We start from the raw sequence: 21,317 nt of genomic DNA, 5'->3' as shown, positions 1-21,317 counted from the left end.
ATTTAGCTTGCCCCGCAAAGCGAATGATCTATCCTCCAGAATCACAGGGCTGCGTAGAAATGTGCAACGAGAGTTCGAGAATGTCGCTGGGTTTTGCAGTTCCTGCCCTCTCCGGCGTGTTTCTTTGTTGATAGCTTGTCCATTTCACATGCCGGTAACACCGCTGCTACCCTGATCCGGCGAGGAACGTTTCTGCAGGTTTTGCGTTCAATTTTGTTGCTTCTCTAGGAGGGAGATCACCATGGAAGGCGAAGGCGTAGGTTGGATTTCGGCGATCATCATCGGCGGTATCGCCGGCTGGCTCGCGGAAAAATTCATGCATAGCAATATGGGCCTGCTCATGAATATCGTTCTCGGCATTGTCGGCGCGATCGTTGCCAATTTCATTCTCGGTGTCCTGAACATCCAGCCGCTCGCAGGCTGGCTCGGATACCTGATCACCGGTTTCGTCGGCGCCTGCATTCTTATTGCGCTCGGACGTCTTGTGCGGCGCTGATTTCAATCGCGGAAAAGCCAGGACCACAGCTCCCGGCTTATACGTTAAGTGGCCGGAACATCGGATACGGTGTTCCGGCCACTTTTGTCATTGGGTGGTTGCAACACCGCAATGGCGATGCGCAAAGCGGTTGATGTTGTCCAATTATGCCGCGTCGTTTCAGCGGCGGCTCATCAGGCCGAACACGTAGGCAATGCCGGCGGTTACGGCGAGTGCGAAGATCGGTTCTTCACGCACTTTCTCGCGCACGCGCTCGGTTATGACAGAAGCCTCGTCGGCAACGGCGGTCTTTGCGCCCTGCCCCAAGGCGACGACGCTTTCGGACAGCCGTGCCAAATCCTCGCGCAATGCGGTGACTTGAGCCGAAAGATCATCTGCTGCGATTTCCGCCTTCACGCGTGCGCCCGTCGTTTGTCCGGAGGCGGTCTTGAGTTCGGCCATTGTCTGCTCCTCTTTTTGCGGATGCGGCTTCAACGACGTGAGGGCCGAAAGGTTCCCTGAAGCGCTCCATTTCTTGAACGCGATCGCCTTCCGGGACCTCCGCCGGCGCCTGCTATGTTTTCACGCGCAGACGCTTCATTTCCTTACGCGTTTGTTCTAAGGAACGTCGAAAGCTTTGCCCGTGAAAGGGCGAAATATAATGCGAGGTTTGCGTTTCGATGTTCCATTTCCTGAGAAGAGCCGCCCGGACCTGGGTCGCCAAGCTCCTGATGCTTCTCCTGGTCGCTTCATTCGGTATATGGGGCATCTCCAGTTCGCTGCTCACCGGCGCCAGCAGCACGGCCGTCGTCACCGTCGGTGACCAGGAGGTAGACGCCACCGAATTCCGCCTTGCCTACCAGCGACAGGTCGCAAGCCTCAGCCAGCAGTTCGGCATGCGTCTGACGCCCGAGCAGGCCAAGGCCTTCGGCGTCGAGCAGCAGGTGATCGCCCAGCTCGTCGCCGGCGCCTCGCTCGACCAGCTTGCCGCCGACATGAATCTTGGCCTTTCGGAAGATCGTCTCGCCCAGCTGATCGCTGAGGATCCGGCCTTCAAGGCAGTCAACGGCCAGTTCGATCGCACGCTCTTCACCTCGCGCTTGCGCAACGCCGGCATCCGTGAGGCGGACTATATCAGCGAGCGCAGCAAGGTCGCGGTGCGCAGCCAGATCGTCGATGCGGTGTCGAACGGCTTCACCGCTCCGAAGACGCTCGTCGACGCGCTGAAGCTCTACCGTCAGGAAAGCCGCGACATCGACTACTTGCTGCTGACGAACGCGAACATCGAGCCCATCAAGGCTCCGGCCGAGGATCTGCTTTCGAAGTGGTTCGATGGCGTCAAGAGCCGCTATCGCGCGCCGCAATATCGCAAGATCGCCTATCTGAAGCTCGAACCTGGAGACATTGCGGATGCCTCGACCGTCACGGACGATCAGATCCGCGAGGATTTCGACAAGCGTAAGGACAGCTATCGCACGCCGGAAACGCGCACGATCGAGCAGCTGACCTTTGCCAGCAAGGATCTGGCGACCGCTGCCGAAACGGCGCTCAAGAGCGGCACCAGCTTCGACCAGCTGGTGACCGACCAGGGCAAGACGGCAAGCGACGTGCTGCTCGGCGACTTCTCCAAGGACAAGGTTCCGGACCAGGCCATCGCCGATGTCGCTTTCGCAGTCGCCAGGGACGGCGGCACGACGCCGGTCGTTGATGGTTCGTTCGGCCCAGTCATCCTCCGCGTCTCCAATATCAAGCCGGAGAGCGTCAAGAACTTCGAGGAAGTAAAGGAAGACATCCGCAAGCAGTTGGCGCTCGTCAACGCGTCGCAGGAGGTAATCAACGTGCACGATCGTATCGAGGATCTGCGCGGCTCCGGCCAGACACTCGAGCAGATTGCCGAACAGCTCAAGCTGAAGGCCGTCGTGATCGACGCTGTCGATCCGAGCGGGTTGGACAAGGGCGGCAACGAGGTCAAGGACATCCCCGCGAAGCCGCAGTTGATCGGTGAAGCCTTCAAGACCGAATCCGGTGTTCAGGCGCCGGCGCTATCACTCGGCAATGACGGGTATGTCTGGTTCGACGTGCGCGAAATCACGCCGGAGCGCGATCGCCCGCTGGCCGAAGTGCGCGACAAGGCCGTGCAGGATTGGACCGCCGAACAGCAGAAGCTCGAACTTGCCAAGAAGGCGGGAGAGCTGAAGCAGGAAGCGCAGAAGGGCAAGACGCTTGCCGACATCGCAGCTCCGCTCGGAATTGCCGTCGAAAGCAAGAGCGGCATCACGCGCGGCACCGAGGATGCCGTGCTCGGCCGCGCCGGCGTGACCGCTGCCTTCACAGGCCCGGTCGATACTGTTGCAAATGCCGTTGGCGGCGATCCCGGCACGCAGATCCTGCTGAAGGTGACCAGCGTCAACACGGAGCCGACCGGTGATGTGCTGAACAATCAGGATGCTCAGATCACTGCCATGGCGAACGCTGCCGGCGACGACATTCTTGACCAGATGGTGAACCTACTGCAAACGCACTACGGTGCGTCGATCAACCAAACGCTCGCCGATCAGGCAGCCGTTCGCTAGGAGCTGTAGCGCATGACCGATCTGAAGCCGCTTCTGGCCAAGGCTGCGAGCCGCGAGCCACTGACTCGCGACGAGGCCCGCGAGGCCTTCGAAATCCTGATGTCCGGTCAGGCGACTCCTTCGCAGATTGGCGGTTTCCTGATGGCGCTGCGCGTCCGCGGCGAGACGGTCGATGAAATCGTCGGTGCTGCGACGACCATGCGCTCGAAGATGCTGCGGGTGGAAGCGCCTGCCGATGCGATCGATATCGTCGGCACCGGCGGCGACGGCAGCGGCACCTACAATATCTCGACGCTGGCGGCGCTGATCGTCGCCGGCGCCGGTGTTCCGGTCGCCAAGCACGGCAACCGGGCACTGAGTTCGAAGTCCGGAGCCTCCGACAGCCTGGCAGCTTTGGGCGTCAAGCTTGAGATTGCGCCTGAAGTGATCACGCGCTGCATCACTGAGGCAGGCGTAGGCTTCATGTTTGCTCAGCAGCACCATTCGGCGATGCGCCATGTCGGGCCGTCCCGGGTCGAGCTCGGCACCCGGACGATCTTCAACCTGCTCGGGCCGCTGACGAACCCGGCCGGAGTGCGCCGCCAGTTGCTCGGCGTCTTTGCGCCGCAATGGGTCGTGCCGATCGCTGAGGTCATGCGCGACCTCGGTTCGGAGAGCGTCTGGGTCGTGCATGGCGATGGTCTTGATGAGATCACCACCACCGGCAAGACCAGCGTAGCAGCGCTTGAAAACGGCAAAATCCGCACCTTCGAGCTTTCGCCGGCGGATTTCGGCGTGCCGCCCTGTGCACTTGCGGCGATAAAGGGCGGCGATGGCGTCGCCAATGCTGCTGCACTTCGCGAAGTACTGAGCGGCGCGAAGAACGCCTATCGCGATATCGCCCTTGCCAACGCGGCTGCCTCGCTCGTCGTTGCCGGCAAGGTGGGGACGATTGCCGACGGCATGAAGCTCGCGACCGAATCGCTTGATAGCGGCGCGACCGCCGTAGCCCTCGATAAACTGATCGCCGTTTCGAACGATATCGACTAGGATTGGCCGATGACTGATATCCTGAGAAAGATCGAGACGTACAAGCGCGAGGAAATCGCCGCCGCCAAGGCTAAGGTTTCGCTTGCCGACCTGAAGGCGATGCAGGCAGGGCAAACCGCGCCGCGCGGCTTCCACAAGGCTCTCGTTGCCAAGCGCGATGCCGGACACTACGGCCTGATCGCCGAGATCAAGAAGGCAAGCCCGTCCAAGGGCCTCATCCGCCCGGATTTCGATCCGCCGGCGCTCGCCAAAGCCTATGAATCCGGTGGTGCCGCGTGCCTATCTGTCTTGACCGACACGCCAAGCTTTCAAGGCGCGCCGGAGTTCCTGACGGCTGCACGCGAAGCCTGCGCCCTTCCGGCGCTGCGCAAGGATTTCATGTTCGAGACCTACCAGGTGCACGAGGCACGCGCCTGGGGCGCGGATTGCATTCTGCTGATCATGGCGTCGCTTTCCGATGACGAGGCTGAACGTCTGCAGGATGAAGCCTTTGCGCTCGACATGGACGTGCTGGTCGAGGTGCATGACGCCGCAGAAATGGAGCGGGCGCTGAAGCTCTCCTCACCTCTCGTGGGCATCAACAACCGCAACCTGCGCACCTTCGAGGTTAGCCTGAGCGTCAGCGAAGAGCTTTCGGCGATGGTGCCGGACGATCGGCTGCTGGTCGGCGAGAGCGGTATCTTCACCCATGCCGACTGCAAGCGGCTGCGGGCGGCCGGCATCAACACCTTTCTCGTCGGAGAAAGCCTGATGCGCAAGGATGACGTGACGGCTGCGACCCGCGCTCTGCTCTTCGGCGAAGCGGCAATCGCGGCGGAATGACATGAGCGGCGAGAAGCCAGGACTTACCCATATAGCCGCCTCCGGTGAGGCCCACATGATCGATGTCGGCGGCAAGGCCGATACGGTTCGCGTTGCAACCGCGGAGGGCCATGTGAAGATGGCGGCGCAAACGCTGCGTCTGATCCGTGAAGGAAACGCGAAGAAGGGCGACGTTATCGGCACGGCGCGGCTGGCCGGCATCATGGCGGCCAAGCAGACGTCCAGCCTTATCCCGCTCTGTCACCCCCTAATGCTGACGAAGGTGAGCGTCGAGATCGAAGAGGATGTCGCCCTGCCCGGCCTGCGCATCATCGCGACCGCCAAGCTTACGGGCAAGACCGGCGTCGAGATGGAAGCGCTGACCGCCGTGTCAGTCGCCTGCCTGACGATCTACGACATGGCGAAGGCCGCCGACAAGGCGATGGAGATCGGCGGCATCCGGCTGGTCGAAAAGTCGGGCGGCAAATCCGGCGACTTCCGCCATCCGGAGGCTGGCCGATGAACCTCCTTCCCGTCACAGAGGCGCAAGGCAGATTGCTTGGGAATGCCAAGCCGATTTCCGATGTCGAGACCGTTTCGCTTGCCGACGGCGATCGGCGCGTGCTTGCGGCCGGCTTGACGGCGCGGCTAACGCAGCCGCCCTTCAATGCGTCTGCGATGGACGGCTACGCGCTGCGCCGTGAGGATGCACCGGAGCCCGGCGCTGAACTCAAGCTCATAGGCACATCTGCGGCAGGACACGCTTTCGATGGCACCGTGGGAAAGGGCGAAACGGTCCGGATCTTCACGGGCGCGCCGGTTCCCTCCGGCGCCGACAGCGTCCTGCTGCAGGAGGACGCTGAGAAAATCGATGGAGGCATCCGCACGAAATATCCCGTCCGACAGGGCCAACATATCCGTTCCCGCGGGCAGGATTTTAATGAAAACGAGGCAGTGCTCGCTGCCGGCACCGTCATGGATTTCACGCGACTAACAGTGGCCGCCGCGATGAACTATGCCTCGCTCGACGTGCTGCGCAAGCCGCTTGTGGCAATCCTTGCAACGGGCGACGAACTGCTGACGCCAGGAAGCGACCTGGGTCCTTCGCAGATCGTCGCGTCGAACACGTTCGGTATCGGGGCGCTGGTGCACAACGCTGGCGGCGACGTGCTCGATCTCGGTATCGCGCCCGACGACAAGGTTGCTATCACGGCAGCGGTCCGCAAGGCACAGGCCGCCGGTGCCGATGTCATCGTAACGCTCGGCGGCGCTTCCGTCGGCGACCACGACCTCGTGCAGGCCACACTGGTAGCCGCGGGTATGACGCTCGATTTCTGGAAGATTGCCATGCGGCCAGGCAAGCCGCTGATGGTCGGCAGCCTCGCAAGCACGCACGTGCTCGGTTTGCCGGGCAATCCGGTATCAAGCCTCGTCTGCGCCTTGCTGTTCCTCGAGCCGCTGGTTCGCAGGCTCGCCTCCCTGCCGCCGGTCAAGCGCGATGCCATGGTGGAGGCGGCTGTCACCCTTGCCTCCAACGATCAGCGTCAGGACTATGTGCGGGCGAAGCTCGCCAAATCCTCCTCCGGCATGTGGCTGGCGGAGCCGTTCGGCAAGCAGGATTCGTCGATGATGAAGGTCTTCGCCCATGCCGACTGCCTGATCATTCGCCCGCCCCATGCGCCGCAGCTTCCGGCGGGATCCCCCTGCCCGGTGATGCTGCTCCGGCCGGAGCTCCTCGGCTGACTTCTGGCAGAAGTGTGATCCGTCGCGCCTCCGCTGATCTAAAGCGAATACACTCCGCACACATTCTCCATCGCCGCCCCGAAGTCTGCGACGGCGTATGTCGTCACCAGTCGAAGCCGCTCGCGGGGCAAAGGCGTCCTGCCCGGGTCGCCGATCAGGACGTCGATGCCAGCGGCGCGGCAGCGGGCGAAAAACGGCAGGACGCGTCTTGCAAGCTTCGCATCGTAGAACACGTCGCCTGCCACGATGACATCGCAAGCGGGAGGCGAAGCGTCGAGGATATCGGCTTGCAGCGTTTCGATCTTAGTACCATTAGTAGCAGCATTGAGATCTATCGCGGCAATCGCATGAATATCGATATCGATCGCGGTGACATGGGCAGCACCTGCATTGGCAGCAGCAATAGCGACCAGTCCCGAGCCTGAACCGAGATCGAGGACATGGCGGTCGCTGACGGTCTGGGGGTGCGAGAGGATATGGCGGGCGAGGACCGCTCCGCCAGCCCAATGATAAGCCCAGTAGGGTGCGGTGGAAACTGCACCGTCAAGCCTTGTCAGTCGCCCCAGCCCGCTTCCCGAATGTGCTGCATAGAGCATTATCTCTGGAACTGACGGCACCGGCTGAAGGCGGAGGTTCTTCCGAATGAAATCTGCCGCTGCAAGATATTGCGGGCTGTCTTTGCCGGTCATTGGCGGTGCCCCCATGTCCACCGGCGCCCTCGGAATCAGTAGTTCTTCATGGCGAGGTGCGGCATGCCCCCGTCAAAAAATTCATCGCCGAACGCAGTAAAGCCGAACTTCTCATAGAGCGCGATCTTGTCGCTTTGGGCCGTCAGGTAAAAGCGATTGCCGCGTGCAGTGTGATGCGCCTCCATCCCAAAGCGGATCATCGCGCTTGCGATGCCATGGCCGCGCCATTGCGCTCCGACGGCCACGCGCCCGATCTTCACGTGATCATCGAGATAGACGACCCGAAGCGTGCCCGCGACTTCGCCGGCCTGGATGGCGACTATGTGGTGGGCGCTTAAATCGGCTTCATCGAATTCCTCATCGGCAGGCACATTCTGCTCACCGATGAAGACGGCGCGACGCAACTTGAAAGCTTCGTTGCACAACGTGCTGAAGAGCGGAACGGATAAAATCACGATCTCTGTCATGGCTGCATCCTCAGTAGAGCATAAAAGGAAGGCGCGCCAATTGTCGGTCCGTCCCTCCTCAACCCTGCTTCTTCTTAGCGAACTTGCCCTTCGGCGCGAAGCCACCCTTGCCTTCGAATTTAGGTTTTCCCGCTGCCTTGCCCCAGGGCTTGGCGTCCCGTTTCTCACTGTGATCGACGGTTGCGGGAGCTGTCTTACCCTTGAAATCCTTCTTGAACTTGCCCTTAGGGCGATCGTCATAGGATGTCTCGTCACGGCGCTCGCCGAACGTCTTCTTGCCGGCATAAGGTTTTGCAGCGACCGGACGGCTGAAATCCGGGGTACCGTTCAGACGCGTCACGCGTATGCCGCGCTCCATCGTCTTGTTCGGTCCGACCGCTTGGAGGAAAGCTTCGGCGCTATCGGCGGAGATCTCCACATAGGTCTCTTCCGGCTGCATCTTGATCGCACCGATCTCCCGTTTCGTCAGATTGCCGTTGCGGCAGAGCATCGGGATCAGCCAGCGCGGTTCGGCATTCTGCTTGCGGCCGACGGAAACCGAGAACCAGACGCTCGGGCCGAAATCGTCGCGTGGGCCCTTCTGGCTCGGCTCCCGCGGCTCGAAAGCATTTTCGCGGCGCTGACGCTTACGGTCGCCCTCTATCGAGACTTCGATCAGATCTTCCGGCGCCGATTGATTGGAGCGATAGAGGCGCACGAAGGCCGCGGCAAGCTTCTCTGCGCCGTGATTTGCAATGAGCTGGCCGACCAGTGCTTGATCCTCGTCGCGCCCAGCCTCGCTGAGGATCGGGTCGGCAAGCAGGCGCTCGTCGTCGCGGCGCATCACATCCTCGGCCGACGGTGGAAGAGCCCAGGTGGCGGCAATCCCGGCGGCATCGAGAATGCGCTCGGCCTTACGGCGGGCATTGAGCGGCACGATCAGTGCGCTGACGCCTTTGCGCCCTGCCCGGCCGGTGCGCCCGCTGCGATGCAGCAGCGTTTCCGGATTGGTCGGCAAGTCGGCATGGATGACGAGGTCGAGGCCTGGAAGGTCGATGCCGCGGGCGGCAACGTCGGTTGCGATGCAGACGCGGGCGCGGCCGTCGCGCATTGCCTGAAGCGCGTGCGTCCGCTCGTTCTGCGTCAGTTCGCCGGAGAGTGCCACGACTGCGAAATTGCGGTTGTTGAAGCGGGCCGTCAGATGATTGACCGCAGCGCGCGTCGAACAGAACACAATGGCGTTGGTCGCCTCATAGTAGCGCAGCACATTGATGATCGCATTTTCGCGGTCAGCCGGCGCAGCGGCAAGCGCGCGGTATTCGATATCGACATGCTGCTTCTCTTCGGTCTGCGTCGATATACGCACGGCGTCGCGCTGGTAGCTCTTGGCGAGCTTGGCGATGGCGGAGGAAACAGTTGCCGAGAACATCAGTGTCCGGCGGTCGTCGGGTGCCGCTTCGAGGATGAACTCCAGATCTTCACGGAAGCCGAGGTCGAGCATCTCGTCCGCCTCGTCGAGAACAACGGCCTTTAATGCGGACATATCGAGAGCCTTGCGGCGGATATGGTCGCAAAGACGTCCGGGAGTGCCGACGACGATATGGGCGCCGCGTTCCAACGCACGGCGCTCGCTGCGGATATCCATACCGCCGACGCAGCTGACAATTAGCGCACCGGTCATCTCGTACAGCCATTCGAGCTCGCGCTTCACCTGCAAGGCAAGTTCGCGGGTCGGCGCGATCACAAGCGCCAGCGGTTCGGCGGCGGGGGCAAAGCGCTCCTCGCCCTCGAGCAGCGTCGGCGCGAGCGCAAGGCCGAAGGCGACGGTCTTGCCCGAGCCGGTTTGCGCTGAAACCAGCGCATCCGAAGCGACAAGCGCCGGATCGAGCATGGCTTTCTGCACGGGGGTCAGCGCTGCATAGCCGCGCTTTGCCAACGCCTTGGCGATCGCCGGGACGACGCTGTTGAGATCTGTCATCTGTCTGTCTTTCGGAATATCGGGCGCACAAGCGCCGTGGCCGGAACCTGCCGGCAGAACGGTTGGCGCGTTCCTACCCGCTAAGACGGCAAATGTCAAAGCGGCAATATCAGCCGGCGCAGCGCCACAGCCAGACGTCGATGCTGCCGGAGCGGCCGCGGATTTTCGTCTCCAGCGGACCTTCGAGCGGACCGGCGGGTGACGGGCCGGCGCCGGCGGATGCTACGCGGACAAGTGCCGCGCTGAAGGCGACCTCAGCGCCGCGGCTGGCCGCAACCTCCATCAGGCGGCTGGCGACATTGACGGTGTCGCCGGTCGCGGTAATCTGCTGGCGATCGCCGGTGCCGAGGCGCGAGGCGACGACAGGCCCGCAATGGGCGCCGATCTTGAAGCCGATCTTCCGTCCCCCTTGGAGAGCTGTGTGCGAATCGAGCCAGGAGCGCATGCGATCTGCGAGCGCCAGCGCGCAGGCTGCGGCGCGCGACGCGTCGTCTTCGGCCGGATGCGGCAGCCCGAACAGGATCATCGCACCGTCGCCCATGAAGCTCGTGATCGCGCCGCCATGCGCTCGCGCCTCCTGGTCGGCTATCTCGAAAAAGCCGCTCAGGACCTCGCGCACGGTTACCGCTCCGACCGCTTCACTAAGCCCGGTAAAGCCCGACAGATCGATAAAGACCACCGCAGCATCCTGCCGGACTGGCTCGGCAAGGAAGGATGGATCGCGTGCGAGCCACTCTCCAAGGCCGGGTGCTTCGATGCGTTGCAGGAGCTCGCTTTGGGCAGCGAAATGCCGCGCCTGGCGGCGTCCGAGAAGGAGTTGCGCTGCGCCGAAGATGAGAACCGGAGGCAACGCGGCGGCGATCGGCAAGGCTGCGCTCAGCCAATAGCCTGCCTTGAACATGGCAAGATTGATGGCCGCCCAGACCACAAAAACGAGAGCGATCAAGACGAAACCGATCAGGCTGCGCCGCCAGGCTATCAGGCCGACGAGCGCAAGCGGCAGAAGCACCGCGACCGTGGCGTCGAGCCGGCGGATATTATGATCGCGGACGATGCTGTCTCCAGCGATCAGATGCGCGATTGCGGTCGACATGACCTCGACCCCGGGGAGAACCGGATCGAATGGCGTCGGAAAAACGTCACCACCGGCCGTGACGGTTGCGCCGATAACGACGACGCGGTTCTCGATTGCGTCTGCAGGCACTTTGCCATCGAGCGCATCCATCAGGCTGAAAGTTGGGATCGTCCGGCGCGGACCATAGAAGGTAAGCGGCAGGCGCTGACCAGTATCGGTCGGAATATGTCTGTCGGCAAAGGAGATGCTGCCCGGCTGGAAGGCTGGATCGCGATCGAGCGCCAGCGACGCCGCGCGTAGCGGAAACGACGGATCCACACGCCCGGCGCTGCGCGAAATCAGCGGAATGAAGCGGGGGACCCCCGTCTCATCCGTTGCGACATTAACGACGCCGGTGGCGGCGATATCCGAGAAACGCTTGAGAGGAAGGAGCAGGCTGTCGGCGACGGGAATGCCTGAAAGCGGATCGTTCGGATCGTTTGTCACCATCTGCTTGCTTTCCGGAAAGACGGCGGCAGCTGCGATGACGGAGGGCACAAGCCTGAGGGCCGATGCAAGTGCGAGATCGCCTTCCTCGGTGCCGGGATCGAGCAAGAGCAGATCAAGCGCGATCGTCTTCGGCCTCGACGCGGCAACCGCAGTGATTGCGCGGGCAAGCGTTGCCCGATCGACAGGAAAACCGTGCGAAGCTGCGGTGCGGTCGTCTATCGCAATGATCGCGACGGCAGGTGGCGGCGTCTTGCCGCCGATCAGCATGCTTCGAATATCGGTCAGCGAAGCTTCCATCCGGTCGAGGAATCCGGCGCTGCCGGTCAGATGTAGGGAGCCCAGAAAGCCTCCCCAGAGCGCGGACAGAAGAAGAGCTGCAGTGATCAGAAATCGCTGGCGCGGCATGGGGGTTCTACTGGCCGAGGCGGGCAAGCAGGGCGGCGGCGCGGGCGGCCGGCCAGCGGCGGACCTCAAGCGCGCCTGTGCCGGTGACAACATCGACGCCCTCGCCGGGGCCGAGCACCACGGGATCGCCCGCAGGACGGCGCACGGCAACGGAGCCTTGGACCACAAGCACGGAGGTTTGGCCGCTTGCAACGTCGACCGCCCATCGTGTGCCGCGCACGGCAGCGATTGCCTGCGGCGTCACCACCTGAAAGCCGCCTGTGTGGCGAGCCTCGTCGACATCGACCAAGATTGCCTTGCCACGCAGCGACACAACATCGGGGCTACCATCGCGGTTGCGATCATTCAGCCTAAAGGCGGCACCTGCCTCGGCCGTTACCGTTACCCCGTTCGGGCAGCGGAGAACCTCACGCCCGCCCGCTGCATTCTCGACGGTGCAACCGCCCGTTTGGGCAAGTGCTGCGCCCGCCGGCAGCAGAAATGCCGCAAGGGCGGTTGCGGCAGAACCGCACAGGAATGCTGAGATTACGCTCATGATACGTCCCCACCTCGCGCAAGCACCCAACACCGGCATGCTGTTCGCCATGCGGTCAAGTGCTTGTCCCGGCACCGTCACCATAAAACAAAACAAGGGTTTCGTATGCAGAAAAGCGCAACCTGGCAAGGCGGGCCGGCCTTACGCGCTAGAGGTTCCAATAGAGGGACCGGTGTAACGGGCTCTTGGACGGATGAGATGGCCGCTCTCGACCTGTTCCATCGCATGCGCCAACCACCCGCAGCTGCGGGCGAGAGCGAAGATGACGAGCGGCGCATCCTGCGGAAGCTCGAAGCGTTCCGCCATTGCCGTCAGCGCGAAATCGATGTTGACGCGTTCGCCGATCATCTCTTCGCCTGCCACTTGGATTTCGAGAAAAATCTCCGCTGGCGTGATATGCGCAAGCAGGGCTTCGGCGCGGATATCGCCGTCCGGATAGAGCGGATGACCGAAGGCCGGAAGCCGGCTGCCCTGCGCCAGGATGCGGCGGATGGCTTCCTTGGTGCCGATGCGCCTAGCCGTCTCGGAAAGCGTTGCCACAGCCTCCCATGCGCCCCCGTGCAGCGGACCGGTCAGCGTTGCAAGACCGGAAAGCACCGATGCGGAAAGAGTCGCGCCCGCGGAAGCGGTGACGCGTGCGGCGAAGGCCGACGCATTGAGCTCGTGATCTGCAAGCAGCACTAAGGCGCGGCGCACCGCATCGCTGGCTTCTGGCCGGCGCCAGCTTTTTGCAAGGCGCAGATGGAGAGGCAGATCCGATGCGCCTGGCGCGAGCGCGGAGGCGATCGTCGTCATGATATCTTGCGCTTCGGCTTGTAACGCCGGGAGCGAACGGCCGAGGCTCGGCAGGTCTTGGGGCACGCGGGCAGCGAGCGCCGAGAAAGCGGCAGCCATGGATGGAACGGATCCCTCACTCCCGCCGGCTGCGATGTTGATAGGCGTACCTTTGTTCCAAAGCAGTGCCGCCGTTTCTTCAAGCGTTGCACATTCGGAAAGTTTGGCGGCATCAATTCCGCGATAGTAGAGACGCCCATTCACGACGGTTGAAACCGCTGACGGAAGGACCGGATCGCCCCACTGGATCGCCTCCGCAGCGACAGTCTCGACCTTCCTCCTGCCGCCATGGCGCTCGGCAAGCCGGGTGACGTCGGGGGTGTAATAGAGGCTGCGGCGCGGGTCGGATGGATCGGGTTTTGCGCGAATGCGTCCCCGGCTGACATTGGCATAAAGCGTCTGCGGCTTCGTGCCGAGACGGTACAGCGCTTCCTCTGCAGTCAGCCAGGACATCAGCCTCATATTGATCAATTTCATCAAGATTGACGTCAATCAATCTAGGACTGATCTTCTTTTCCGTAAAGGAGAAATGCCTATGAAAAACGGTTTGGAAGATGTGATTGCCGCGGAGACCCGGCTTTCGGATGTCGACGGCCCAGCGGGCCGGCTGATCATCCGCGGCGTGTCGCTCGACGACCTCGTTGCGGACGGCACCTATGAAAGCGTCGCGGCGCTGCTGCTCGACGGATTGATGGAAACGCGCGTCAATGCCGAGGGCTTGAAAGACCGGCTCGGAACCGCACGTGCAGAAGTCTACGCGCATGTCGCGGCCGACGCCACCCTCCTCGCCCTGCCACCGGTCGATGCGATGCGGGCACTGATTGCGCGACTGCCGGACGGCGAGGATTTCGAAACGGCGCTCAGGCTCCTTGCGGCTCCCGCCGTGTTCCTGCCGGCGGTTCTGCGGATGCAGCGGACAGAAGCACCTATTCCGCCGGCTGCCTCAATCTCGCAAGCCGCAGACATCCTGCGCATGATGACGGGCAGGCTGCCGAGTGTCGAACAAACGGCTGCGCTCGACGCCTATCTGGTGACGATCTCTGATCACGGGTTGAACGCCTCGACCTTCGCATCGCGGGTGATCGCCTCGACGCATGCCGGCCTCACGTCATCAGTGCTAGCGGCGATCAGCGCGCTGAAAGGTCCGCTGCATGGCGGCGCGCCGGGACCGGTTCTCGACATGCTGGATGCGATCGGCGCCGAAAACCATGCGAAGACCTGGCTCGCGGCTGCCCTCGACCGCGGCGAGAGGCTGATGGGATTCGGCCATCGCGTCTATCGCGTCCGTGATCCGCGTGCCGACGCCTTGAAAAATGCGCTGAAGCCGCTCGTCGCATCCGGCCAGGTCGATCGGTCGCGGATCACTCTTGCCGAAGGGATCGAAAAGGCGGCGCTCGCAATGCTTAAGGAACGCAAGCCGGATCGTCCCTTGGACGTGAATGTCGAATTCTATACGGCGCTGCTTCTGGAATCGCTCGGCTTCCCGCGCGAGGCCTTCACCGGCGTCTTTGCGATCGGCCGCACCGTCGGCTGGATTGCGCATGCGCGCGAGCAGCTGCTCGAAGGCCGGTTGATCAGACCGAAGTCTGTCTATGTCGGGCCTTTTCCGATCGCGGCTTGATCGGAGTTCCGGCGGCAGGCTCACGCCTGTCGCCGGATCTGCATGCTTTCACTCGACAATGTCGATACCGAGGAAACCGCCCAACTGCCGGGCCCAAGGGCTGGCATAGATCCCGCCCCGCGCAAGCAGGTCCTCGGACGGCGCTCCTCCGCAATGGGTCCATCGTCGAGAACGACAATCCGCCCGTCGTGTTACACAGGCGAAATTAAACCAGTCGACTTTGCTCGGTTGCGGCTTCGATGAAGCTTGCGAAGAGCGGATGCGGGTCGAGCGGGCGGGACTTGAGTTCCGGGTGATACTGGACGCCGATGAACCAGGGGTGATCCGGATATTCGATCGTTTCCGGCAAGACACCGTCCGGTGACATGCCGGAAAAGACGAGGCCGCAGTTTTCCAGGCGATCCTTGTAGTCGACGTTGACTTCGTACCGATGGCGATGGCGCTCGGAAATGTCTGTCGAGCCATAGATTTCGGAAATCTTCGTGCCCTTCTTGAGCGACGCCTTGTAGGCGCCAAGGCGCATCGTGCCCCCCAGATCACCGGAAGCCGTGCGCTTCTCCAGCGCATTGCCCTTGATCCACTCGGTCATCAGACCAACGACCGGCTCCTTGGTGGGGCCGAACTCGGTGGAGGACGCATTCTCGACGTCAGCAAGATTGCGTGCTGCTTCGATGACCGCCATCTGCATGCCGAAGCAGATGCCGAAATACGGCACCTTGCGCTCGCGGGCGAAGCGGGCTGCATGGATCTTGCCTTCCGAACCGCGCTCGCCAAAGCCGCCGGGAACGAGAATGCCGTGGACCTTTTCGAGGTACGGCGCGGGATCTTCCTTTTCGAATATCTCCGACTCGATCCATTCGAGATTGACCTTAACGCGATTGGCGATGCCGCCGTGATGCAACGCCTCGATCAGCGACTTATAGGCATCCTTGAGACCAGTATACTTGCCGACAATCGCGATCGTGACTTCGCCTTCCGGCGTGCGGATGCGGTTGCAGACATCTTCCCACGGCTCAAGACGCGGCTTTGGCGCCGGCTCGATGCCGAAGGCGGCGAGTACTTCGCTATCGAGGCCTTCCTTGTGATAGGCCATCGGCACATCGTAGATATTGGCGACGTCGAGCGCCTGGATGACGGCGGACGGACGGACGTTGCAGAAGAGCGAGAGCTTGCGGCGCTCGGCTTCCGGAATCTCGCGGTCGGCACGCACCAGCAAGATATCCGGGTGAATGCCGAGCGCCTGAAGTTCCTTCACGGAATGCTGCGTCGGCTTGGTCTTCAACTCGCCGGCAGCGGGAATGTAGGGCATCAGCGTCAGGTGGACATAGATCGCCGTGCCGCGCGGCAGGTCGTTGCCGAGCTGGCGGATCGCTTCCATGAAGGGCATCGCCTCGATATCGCCGACCGTGCCGCCAATCTCGCAGATGACGAAGTCGTAGTCGTCATTTCCCTCGACCACGAAATCCTTGATCTCGTTGGTAACGTGCGGAATGACCTGGACGGTCGCGCCGAGATAGTCGCCGCGGCGTTCCTTGTCGATGATGTTCTTGTAGATGCGGCCGGTGGTGATGTTGTCGGTCTTGGTTGCCGAACGCCCGGTGAAGCGCTCGTAGTGGCCGAGATCGAGGTCGGTTTCCGCGCCGTCGTCGGTGACGAAGACTTCGCCGTGTTGGGTCGGGCTCATGGTGCCCGGATCCACGTTCAGATAGGGGTCGAGTTTGCGAAGCCGCACCCGATAACCACGGGCCTGCAACAACGCTCCGAGAGCCGCAGCCGCAATTCCCTTGCCGAGAGAGGAAACCACGCCGCCAGTGATAAATACGTATCGCGCCATGGGAGTCACCGGATACCTTTTCAAAAACGATTCCACCAGCCCAAAAATTCTTTTCCAGAACTTTTGGCGCCAGCTTGGAATCTGAACAAAAGAAAACCGGCAGACCCTGGGGCCTGCCGGCGGCTTATTTGATAGTCCGGGTCATTGTCCCGTTGGGACGCCGGTTCCGTTTTGTGCCGGAGCTGCCGGAGTGGCAGGCGTTGCCGGGGAAGGCTGCGTCGCAGGTGCGGTCGCCGTCGGCGCCTGAGCGCCGGGAGCGGCTGCGCCGCCGTTCGGAACGGCGTTGCCGGCAGGCTGGTTCGCGGGCTGCTGCGGCGTGCCGCCGCCGAGCGAATCGAGAATGCCGTTGCCCTGCCCGCTCGTTGCCGGGATGCGGTCGAGAATATCGGTCGGGCTGCCCTGATAGCGCGTTAGGATGCCGAGGCCGAGCGAGGTGATGAAAAATAGCGCTGCAAGGATCGCAGTCGTACGCGTCAGCGCATTGGCCGTTCCGCGCGCCGACATGAAGCCGGAACCGCCGCCGATGCCAAGGCCGCCGCCTTCCGAGCGCTGGATGAGCACGACGCCGACAAGCGCCAGCACGATCATGAGGTGAATGACAATCAATACTGTCTGCATGGGTCCAGTCCTGCCCGCATGCGGCGGGCATCGAATAAAATCTGGCGCTGTTTACATGAGGTGATCCGCTATTCCAAGCCCTTCGGCCTAGAATATATATGGCATCACGCCAGCAGCGCCTCGTATGCGCGGTAGATGGCGAGGAAATCGGATGCTTTCAAGCTCGCGCCGCCGATCAACGCGCCGTCGACGTTGGCGACGCCCATCAGTTCCTTGGCATTGCCGGGCTTGACGGAGCCGCCATAGAGAATACGGACTTTCCCGCCATTGGCGCCGAAACGGGCGACGAGTTCCGAACGCATGAAGGCATGTGCCTTTTCGACGTCCTGCACCGTCGGCGTGAGGCCGGTGCCGATCGCCCAGACAGGTTCGTAGGCGATCACGGTGTTTTCCGGCGTCGCGATGTCCGGAACGGAGGCGGAAAGCTGTCGCTTGAGAATGTCAAGGGTCTGTCCGGCCTTGCGCTGGTCCGCCGTCTCTCCAATGCAGATGATGGCGGTGAGATCGGCGGCGAAGGCAGCCTCGGCCTTGGCGCGGACGAGATGGTCGGTCTCGGCATGGTCCGTCCGGCGCTCCGAATGGCCGACGATCACGTAGGTTCCAAAGCAATCGGCGATCATCTCGGCTGAGATATCGCCGGTATGGGCGCCCGACGGGCTCTGATGGCAATCCTGCGCACCGATCGCAAGAGGGCTGTCGGTGCAGAGCGCGGTCGCGACATAAAGCAGCGTCGCGGGCGGGCAGATGAGAGCCTCGACCTTCTCGGCGAGGGGCGAATTCACGCCTTCCGCAATCGCCTTGACCTGATCGAGGGAGGCGCGCGTGCCGTTCATTTTCCAGTTTCCCGCCACGAGCGGGCGCACGTCAGGTGTCATGCCAGCCTTCCCAATTTTTCCGTATTGAGCGGCCTTAGCAAAAGCATTCGGTATTGAAAAGCTTTTGAACCTTCACGTAAGGGAAATAAGGCCGATTTGCCGCGCAAATGCTTAAAATTTGGCGGCGCAACTGTCTAAGAAGCGAGAATCCAGTTCAAAACCCTCCGCCAATCGATCATGCGGATCGGCGTGCCGTGGTTGCCGTTTTGAAAAAGCGTGAAATGGGCAGGGTATTTCGCCTCATGAAGTTTTTCGAAGAAAGCCTGCTGTCCTGCAGCGGCATAGACCGGATCGCGGCTGCCATGGACGAACCAAAGGGGCAGCTTCGCCTTGTAGAACGCGCTCTTCGCGAAATCCGGATCCGTGACGCCGCTCATGACGACCATGCCCTTCAGCCATTTGACACTCCCTGCATCGCGTGCAATGCCCCAGCAGACCTGGCTGCCCATGGAAGCACAGGAAAGGATCACCGGGCGGCCGCCGGATTTCTCGCTTACATAGCCGATCAGCTCGGCGATATCTGCCACGCCCTCGCCGTCGAAGCTGCGCACTGTTGGCGAATAATAGACGCCGCCATTGGCTACGGCCAGGTTCTTGAGCCGATTAAAATTGCCGCCGAAGCTGTAGTCGTTGACCCCGAGCCGCCGGTCGCCGTCGCGCCCGTGGATAAAGATCACGGTGAATCGGGCATTGTCTATCGGTCCCACCCTGGTGAGATCCACCCTGCGGCCATTGAGTGACAGTGTTTCGTCCTGCTGCTGCTTGCGGACAGCGAGCGACACGTATTTCTGCTGCGCGCGCTCTTGCGGGACCTGGTCGCGGCCGTTGATGTCTCGCATCTCGTCATATTCGATGGCTTCGAAGGCGCCGCCGTCGGCGGTTTGCAACACGTTCTGTCTGGAGAAAAGTTCGTCCTTGTAGGGCGGCAGCGTCTCGGCTGCGGCGCCGCCGAATCCGGCGGACAGGAAAAAGGTCGCAATTGCGGCGATAATCGTGCAATGACTTGTGGACATTCTCATGCGGTCGGTTTCCTAACACATCATGCCGCTTGCCATTCTGGGCTCGGCAACGCAAACCAATTCCATAGAATTCCGCCAAATCGGGCGGCGTCGCGTAACGAGACGCTTTCTGGCAGAATCTGCCTGATTCGCTAACGTGACATCAAATGCGGTGATTTTGGGTCTGGCCCTAAGCGTAAGTGCGGCCCAAGACAGGATTGAAGATCTGAACGATTCCATGGATGACAGCAACGACCTCTTTTCCGGAATGCCCCTGATGCCGAAGCAGGAGGCGGCCGCAAAGCCTGCCGAAAGGCCTGCTGCGGCGGCCCCTGCGTTGCGCCCTGCCCCGGCAGCCTCGGGCTCGGACGACTATGGCGCATCCTCCATCAGGGTTCTCGAAGGCTTGGAACCGGTGCGCATGCGCCCCGGCATGTATATCGGAGGCACGGACGAAAAGGCGCTGCACCACCTCTTTGCCGAAGTCATCGACAACTCGATGGACGAAGCGGTCGCCGGTCATGCAAACTTCATCGAGGTGCACCTCGATATCCAGGGCTATCTGACGGTCAGTGATAATGGCCGAGGCATCCCCGTCGAAAACCATCCCCAGGTGCCGGGCAAATCGACGCTCGAAGTCATCATGACCAAGCTCCATGCCGGTGGCAAGTTCGACGGCAAGGCCTACGAGACCTCGGGCGGTCTGCACGGCGTCGGCGTTTCGGTCGTCAACGCGCTGTCGGACTATCTCGAGGTTGAAGTGGCGCGAAACCGCAAGCTTTATCGCCAGCGTTTTTCGCGCGGCATGCCGCAGGGCGGTCTCGAGGAGCTAGGCGATGTGCATAACCGCCGCGGCACCCGCGTGCGCTTCCATCCCGATCCGCAGATTTTCGGCGACCATGCGAAATTCGATGCCGGGCGCGTCTTCCGCATGGCACGCTCGAAGGCCTATCTTTTCGGCGGCGTCGAAATCCGCTGGAGTTGCGATGAAGGCGTGCTGCCGGAGGGCTCGGAAATCCCGGATAAGGCAGTCTTCCACTTTCCCGGCGGCCTGAAAGACTACCTGCAGGCGACGATGGGCAAGGAATTCACCGTCACCCGCGAAATCTTCGCCGGCAAGACAGAGAAAGCAAGCGGCCACGGTTCGCTCGAATGGGCGATCACCTGGTACGGCGGCGACCAGCAGATCCACTCCTATTGCAACACCATTCCGACGCCAGAGGGCGGCACACATGAGGCGGGCCTGCGCATCGCGTTGACCAAGGGGCTGAAGGCCTATGCCGACCTGACGCAGAACAAGCGCGCAGCGCAGATCACCACCGACGATGTGATGATTTCCGCCGTCGGCATGCTGTCGGTTTTCATCCGCGAGCCGGAATTCGTCGGCCAGACCAAGGACAGGCTTGCGACCGTCGAAGCACAGCGCATCGTTGAGAACGCGCTTCGCGATCCCTTCGATCATTACCTGACGGACAATCCCAACGAGGCCGAAAAGCTGCTCGACTGGGTCATCGAGCGCGCCGAAGAGCGTCTGCGCCGCCGCAAGGAAAAGGAAGTCAACCGCAAGACGGCCGTGCGCAAATTGCGCCTTCCCGGCAAATTGGCCGATTGTGCGCAGAACACCGCTCAGGGGGCCGAACTCTTCATCGTCGAGGGCGACTCGGCAGGCGGTTCCGCCAAGCAGGCGCGCAACCGCGCCAATCAGGCGATCCTGCCTTTGCGCGGCAAGATCCTCAACGTTGCGAGCGCCGGCCGCGAAAAGCTCGGCGCCAATCAGCAGCTTGCGGATCTCGTTCAGGCTCTCGGCTGTGGTACCCGTTCCAAATATCGCGAGGAAGACCTGCGCTACGAGCGCATCGTCGTGATGACCGATGCCGATGTCGACGGCGCCCACATCGCATCATTGCTGATCACCTTCTTCTATCAGGAGATGCCCGAGCTCGTGCGCGGCGGCCACCTGTTCCTTGCCGTGCCTCCGCTCTACAAGATCACCCAGGGTGCCAAGTCCGCCTATGCGCGCGACGACGCCCATCGGCAGGAGCTGATGGAAACGGAATTCAAGGGCAAGGCGAAGATCGAGATCAGCCGCTTCAAGGGTCTCGGCGAAATGCTGCCGGCGCAACTCAAGGAAACGACCATGGATCCGAGCAAGCGCACGCTGCTGCGCGTGGTGATCGATGAGGTCGATTTCGAAGGAACCCGCACCGCGGTCGATGACCTGATGGGCACGAAGCCGGATGCGCGCTTCCGCTTCATTCAGGAGCGTGCTGCCTTTGCCGAAAACCTCGATATTTAAGCT

At 62.1% G+C, this 21,317-nt stretch carries 19 protein-coding genes; 8 read left to right on the top strand and 11 right to left on the bottom strand.

Going from position 1 to position 21,317, the window contains the following annotated elements:
- The first annotated feature begins 241 nt into the window (after window positions 1-241).
- Window positions 242-496, top strand: a complete 255-nt coding sequence (locus BLP23_RS31595; protein WP_092588623.1) for a GlsB/YeaQ/YmgE family stress response membrane protein — start codon at window positions 242-244, stop codon at window positions 494-496.
- A gap of 159 nt (window positions 497-655) precedes the next feature.
- Here BLP23_RS31595 and BLP23_RS31590 read toward each other — a convergent pair whose 3' ends face one another.
- Window positions 656-937, bottom strand: coding sequence for a hypothetical protein (locus BLP23_RS31590; RefSeq protein ID WP_092588622.1), 282 nt, complete (start codon window positions 935-937; stop codon window positions 656-658).
- A gap of 218 nt (window positions 938-1,155) precedes the next feature.
- On the opposite strand from BLP23_RS31590, the gene BLP23_RS31585 reads away from it, so the two are divergent.
- Genes BLP23_RS31585 through BLP23_RS31565 form a run of 5 tightly spaced genes read left to right on the top strand, consistent with a single transcriptional unit; the run spans window position 1,156 to window position 6,621 of the window.
- Window positions 1,156-3,048, top strand: coding sequence for a peptidylprolyl isomerase (locus tag BLP23_RS31585; protein ID WP_092588621.1), 1,893 nt, complete (start codon window positions 1,156-1,158; stop codon window positions 3,046-3,048).
- 12 nt (window positions 3,049-3,060) lie between these two features.
- Complete coding sequence (gene trpD, locus BLP23_RS31580) at window positions 3,061-4,077, top strand: anthranilate phosphoribosyltransferase (RefSeq protein ID WP_092588620.1); 1,017 nt, start codon at window positions 3,061-3,063, stop codon at window positions 4,075-4,077.
- A 9-nt stretch (window positions 4,078-4,086) separates the two neighbouring features.
- The gene (gene trpC / locus BLP23_RS31575) at window positions 4,087-4,899 is read left to right on the top strand and encodes an indole-3-glycerol phosphate synthase TrpC (protein WP_092588619.1); all 813 of its coding nucleotides are present in this window, start codon (window positions 4,087-4,089) and stop codon (window positions 4,897-4,899) included.
- 1 nt (window position 4,900) lies between these two features.
- Window positions 4,901-5,401, top strand: coding sequence for a cyclic pyranopterin monophosphate synthase MoaC (gene moaC, locus BLP23_RS31570; RefSeq protein ID WP_092588618.1), 501 nt, complete (start codon window positions 4,901-4,903; stop codon window positions 5,399-5,401).
- On the top strand, window positions 5,398-6,621 hold the full coding sequence (locus tag BLP23_RS31565; protein ID WP_092588617.1) for a molybdopterin molybdotransferase MoeA: 1,224 nt from the start codon (window positions 5,398-5,400) through the stop codon (window positions 6,619-6,621). The genes moaC and BLP23_RS31565 overlap by 4 nt, the downstream gene beginning before the upstream one ends.
- Window positions 6,622-6,659: 38 nt before the next feature.
- Here the strand turns inward: BLP23_RS31565 and BLP23_RS31560 are convergent, their stop codons facing one another.
- From BLP23_RS31560 to BLP23_RS31535, 6 genes are all read right to left on the bottom strand, one after another.
- Window positions 6,660-7,310, bottom strand: a complete 651-nt coding sequence (locus BLP23_RS31560; RefSeq protein WP_092588644.1) for a class I SAM-dependent methyltransferase — start codon at window positions 7,308-7,310, stop codon at window positions 6,660-6,662.
- 35 nt (window positions 7,311-7,345) lie between these two features.
- Window positions 7,346-7,777 carry a GNAT family N-acetyltransferase gene (locus BLP23_RS31555; RefSeq protein ID WP_092588616.1) on the bottom strand — a complete coding sequence of 144 codons (432 nt, stop codon included), beginning with the start codon at window positions 7,775-7,777 and terminating at the stop codon, window positions 7,346-7,348.
- 58 nt (window positions 7,778-7,835) lie between these two features.
- Entirely contained in the window at window positions 7,836-9,734 is a 1,899-nt protein-coding gene (locus tag BLP23_RS31550) for a DEAD/DEAH box helicase (protein ID WP_092588615.1), read from the bottom strand.
- A gap of 109 nt (window positions 9,735-9,843) precedes the next feature.
- Window positions 9,844-11,703 carry a CHASE2 domain-containing protein gene (locus BLP23_RS31545; RefSeq protein WP_092588614.1) on the bottom strand — a complete coding sequence of 620 codons (1,860 nt, stop codon included), beginning with the start codon at window positions 11,701-11,703 and terminating at the stop codon, window positions 9,844-9,846.
- 7 nt (window positions 11,704-11,710) lie between these two features.
- Window positions 11,711-12,238, bottom strand: a complete 528-nt coding sequence (locus tag BLP23_RS31540) for a FecR domain-containing protein (RefSeq protein WP_092588613.1) — start codon at window positions 12,236-12,238, stop codon at window positions 11,711-11,713.
- A gap of 141 nt (window positions 12,239-12,379) precedes the next feature.
- Complete coding sequence (locus BLP23_RS31535; RefSeq protein WP_092588643.1) at window positions 12,380-13,525, bottom strand: citrate synthase; 1,146 nt, start codon at window positions 13,523-13,525, stop codon at window positions 12,380-12,382.
- An 82-nt stretch (window positions 13,526-13,607) separates the two neighbouring features.
- Between BLP23_RS31535 and BLP23_RS31530 the strand changes: the two genes are divergently transcribed.
- The gene (locus BLP23_RS31530) at window positions 13,608-14,693 is read left to right on the top strand and encodes a citrate synthase/methylcitrate synthase (RefSeq protein WP_092588612.1); all 1,086 of its coding nucleotides are present in this window, start codon (window positions 13,608-13,610) and stop codon (window positions 14,691-14,693) included.
- Window positions 14,694-14,898: 205 nt separating this feature from the next.
- Here the strand turns inward: BLP23_RS31530 and BLP23_RS31525 are convergent, their stop codons facing one another.
- From BLP23_RS31525 to BLP23_RS31510, 4 genes are all read right to left on the bottom strand, one after another.
- Window positions 14,899-16,527, bottom strand: a complete 1,629-nt coding sequence (locus tag BLP23_RS31525; RefSeq protein ID WP_022715652.1) for a CTP synthase — start codon at window positions 16,525-16,527, stop codon at window positions 14,899-14,901.
- Between the two features lie 141 nt (window positions 16,528-16,668).
- Window positions 16,669-17,145 carry a preprotein translocase subunit SecG gene (secG, locus tag BLP23_RS31520; RefSeq protein ID WP_092588611.1) on the bottom strand — a complete coding sequence of 159 codons (477 nt, stop codon included), beginning with the start codon at window positions 17,143-17,145 and terminating at the stop codon, window positions 16,669-16,671.
- A gap of 104 nt (window positions 17,146-17,249) precedes the next feature.
- Complete coding sequence (gene tpiA / locus BLP23_RS31515) at window positions 17,250-18,020, bottom strand: triose-phosphate isomerase (protein WP_092588610.1); 771 nt, start codon at window positions 18,018-18,020, stop codon at window positions 17,250-17,252.
- A gap of 134 nt (window positions 18,021-18,154) precedes the next feature.
- Window positions 18,155-19,039, bottom strand: a complete 885-nt coding sequence (locus tag BLP23_RS31510) for an alpha/beta fold hydrolase domain-containing protein (protein WP_092588609.1) — start codon at window positions 19,037-19,039, stop codon at window positions 18,155-18,157.
- A gap of 217 nt (window positions 19,040-19,256) precedes the next feature.
- Between BLP23_RS31510 and parE the strand changes: the two genes are divergently transcribed.
- Window positions 19,257-21,314: a DNA topoisomerase IV subunit B gene (gene parE / locus BLP23_RS31505; RefSeq protein WP_092588608.1), complete on the top strand. Its 2,058-nt coding sequence runs from the start codon at window positions 19,257-19,259 to the stop codon at window positions 21,312-21,314.
- Window positions 21,315-21,317 lie beyond the last annotated feature (3 nt).

Origin of the sequence: Rhizobium mongolense subsp. loessense, from assembly GCF_900099775.1 — a bacterium.
GTDB lineage: Bacteria > Pseudomonadota > Alphaproteobacteria > Rhizobiales > Rhizobiaceae > Rhizobium > Rhizobium loessense.
Note: the sequence above shows the minus strand (reverse complement) of the source record. Positions and strands in the feature narration are given on the sequence as shown.

Bases quoted from the DNA above. Each gene is read 5' to 3' on its own strand.
- BLP23_RS31595 (WP_092588623.1), top strand. From the start codon at position 242: ATGGAAGGCGAAGGCGTAGGTTGGATTTCGGCGATCATCATCGGCGGT.
- BLP23_RS31590 (WP_092588622.1), bottom strand. From the start codon at position 937: ATGGCCGAACTCAAGACCGCCTCCGGACAAACGACGGGCGCACGCGTG.
- BLP23_RS31585 (WP_092588621.1), top strand. From the start codon at position 1,156: ATGTTCCATTTCCTGAGAAGAGCCGCCCGGACCTGGGTCGCCAAGCTC.
- trpD (WP_092588620.1), top strand. From the start codon at position 3,061: ATGACCGATCTGAAGCCGCTTCTGGCCAAGGCTGCGAGCCGCGAGCCA.
- trpC (WP_092588619.1), top strand. From the start codon at position 4,087: ATGACTGATATCCTGAGAAAGATCGAGACGTACAAGCGCGAGGAAATC.
- moaC (WP_092588618.1), top strand. From the start codon at position 4,901: ATGAGCGGCGAGAAGCCAGGACTTACCCATATAGCCGCCTCCGGTGAG.
- BLP23_RS31565 (WP_092588617.1), top strand. From the start codon at position 5,398: ATGAACCTCCTTCCCGTCACAGAGGCGCAAGGCAGATTGCTTGGGAAT.
- BLP23_RS31560 (WP_092588644.1), bottom strand. From the start codon at position 7,310: ATGACCGGCAAAGACAGCCCGCAATATCTTGCAGCGGCAGATTTCATT.
- BLP23_RS31555 (WP_092588616.1), bottom strand. From the start codon at position 7,777: ATGACAGAGATCGTGATTTTATCCGTTCCGCTCTTCAGCACGTTGTGC.
- BLP23_RS31550 (WP_092588615.1), bottom strand. From the start codon at position 9,734: ATGACAGATCTCAACAGCGTCGTCCCGGCGATCGCCAAGGCGTTGGCA.
- BLP23_RS31545 (WP_092588614.1), bottom strand. From the start codon at position 11,703: ATGCCGCGCCAGCGATTTCTGATCACTGCAGCTCTTCTTCTGTCCGCG.
- BLP23_RS31540 (WP_092588613.1), bottom strand. From the start codon at position 12,238: ATGAGCGTAATCTCAGCATTCCTGTGCGGTTCTGCCGCAACCGCCCTT.
- BLP23_RS31535 (WP_092588643.1), bottom strand. From the start codon at position 13,525: ATGTCCTGGCTGACTGCAGAGGAAGCGCTGTACCGTCTCGGCACGAAG.
- BLP23_RS31530 (WP_092588612.1), top strand. From the start codon at position 13,608: ATGAAAAACGGTTTGGAAGATGTGATTGCCGCGGAGACCCGGCTTTCG.
- BLP23_RS31525 (WP_022715652.1), bottom strand. From the start codon at position 16,527: ATGGCGCGATACGTATTTATCACTGGCGGCGTGGTTTCCTCTCTCGGC.
- secG (WP_092588611.1), bottom strand. From the start codon at position 17,145: ATGCAGACAGTATTGATTGTCATTCACCTCATGATCGTGCTGGCGCTT.
- tpiA (WP_092588610.1), bottom strand. From the start codon at position 18,020: ATGACACCTGACGTGCGCCCGCTCGTGGCGGGAAACTGGAAAATGAAC.
- BLP23_RS31510 (WP_092588609.1), bottom strand. From the start codon at position 19,039: ATGAGAATGTCCACAAGTCATTGCACGATTATCGCCGCAATTGCGACC.
- parE (WP_092588608.1), top strand. From the start codon at position 19,257: ATGGATGACAGCAACGACCTCTTTTCCGGAATGCCCCTGATGCCGAAG.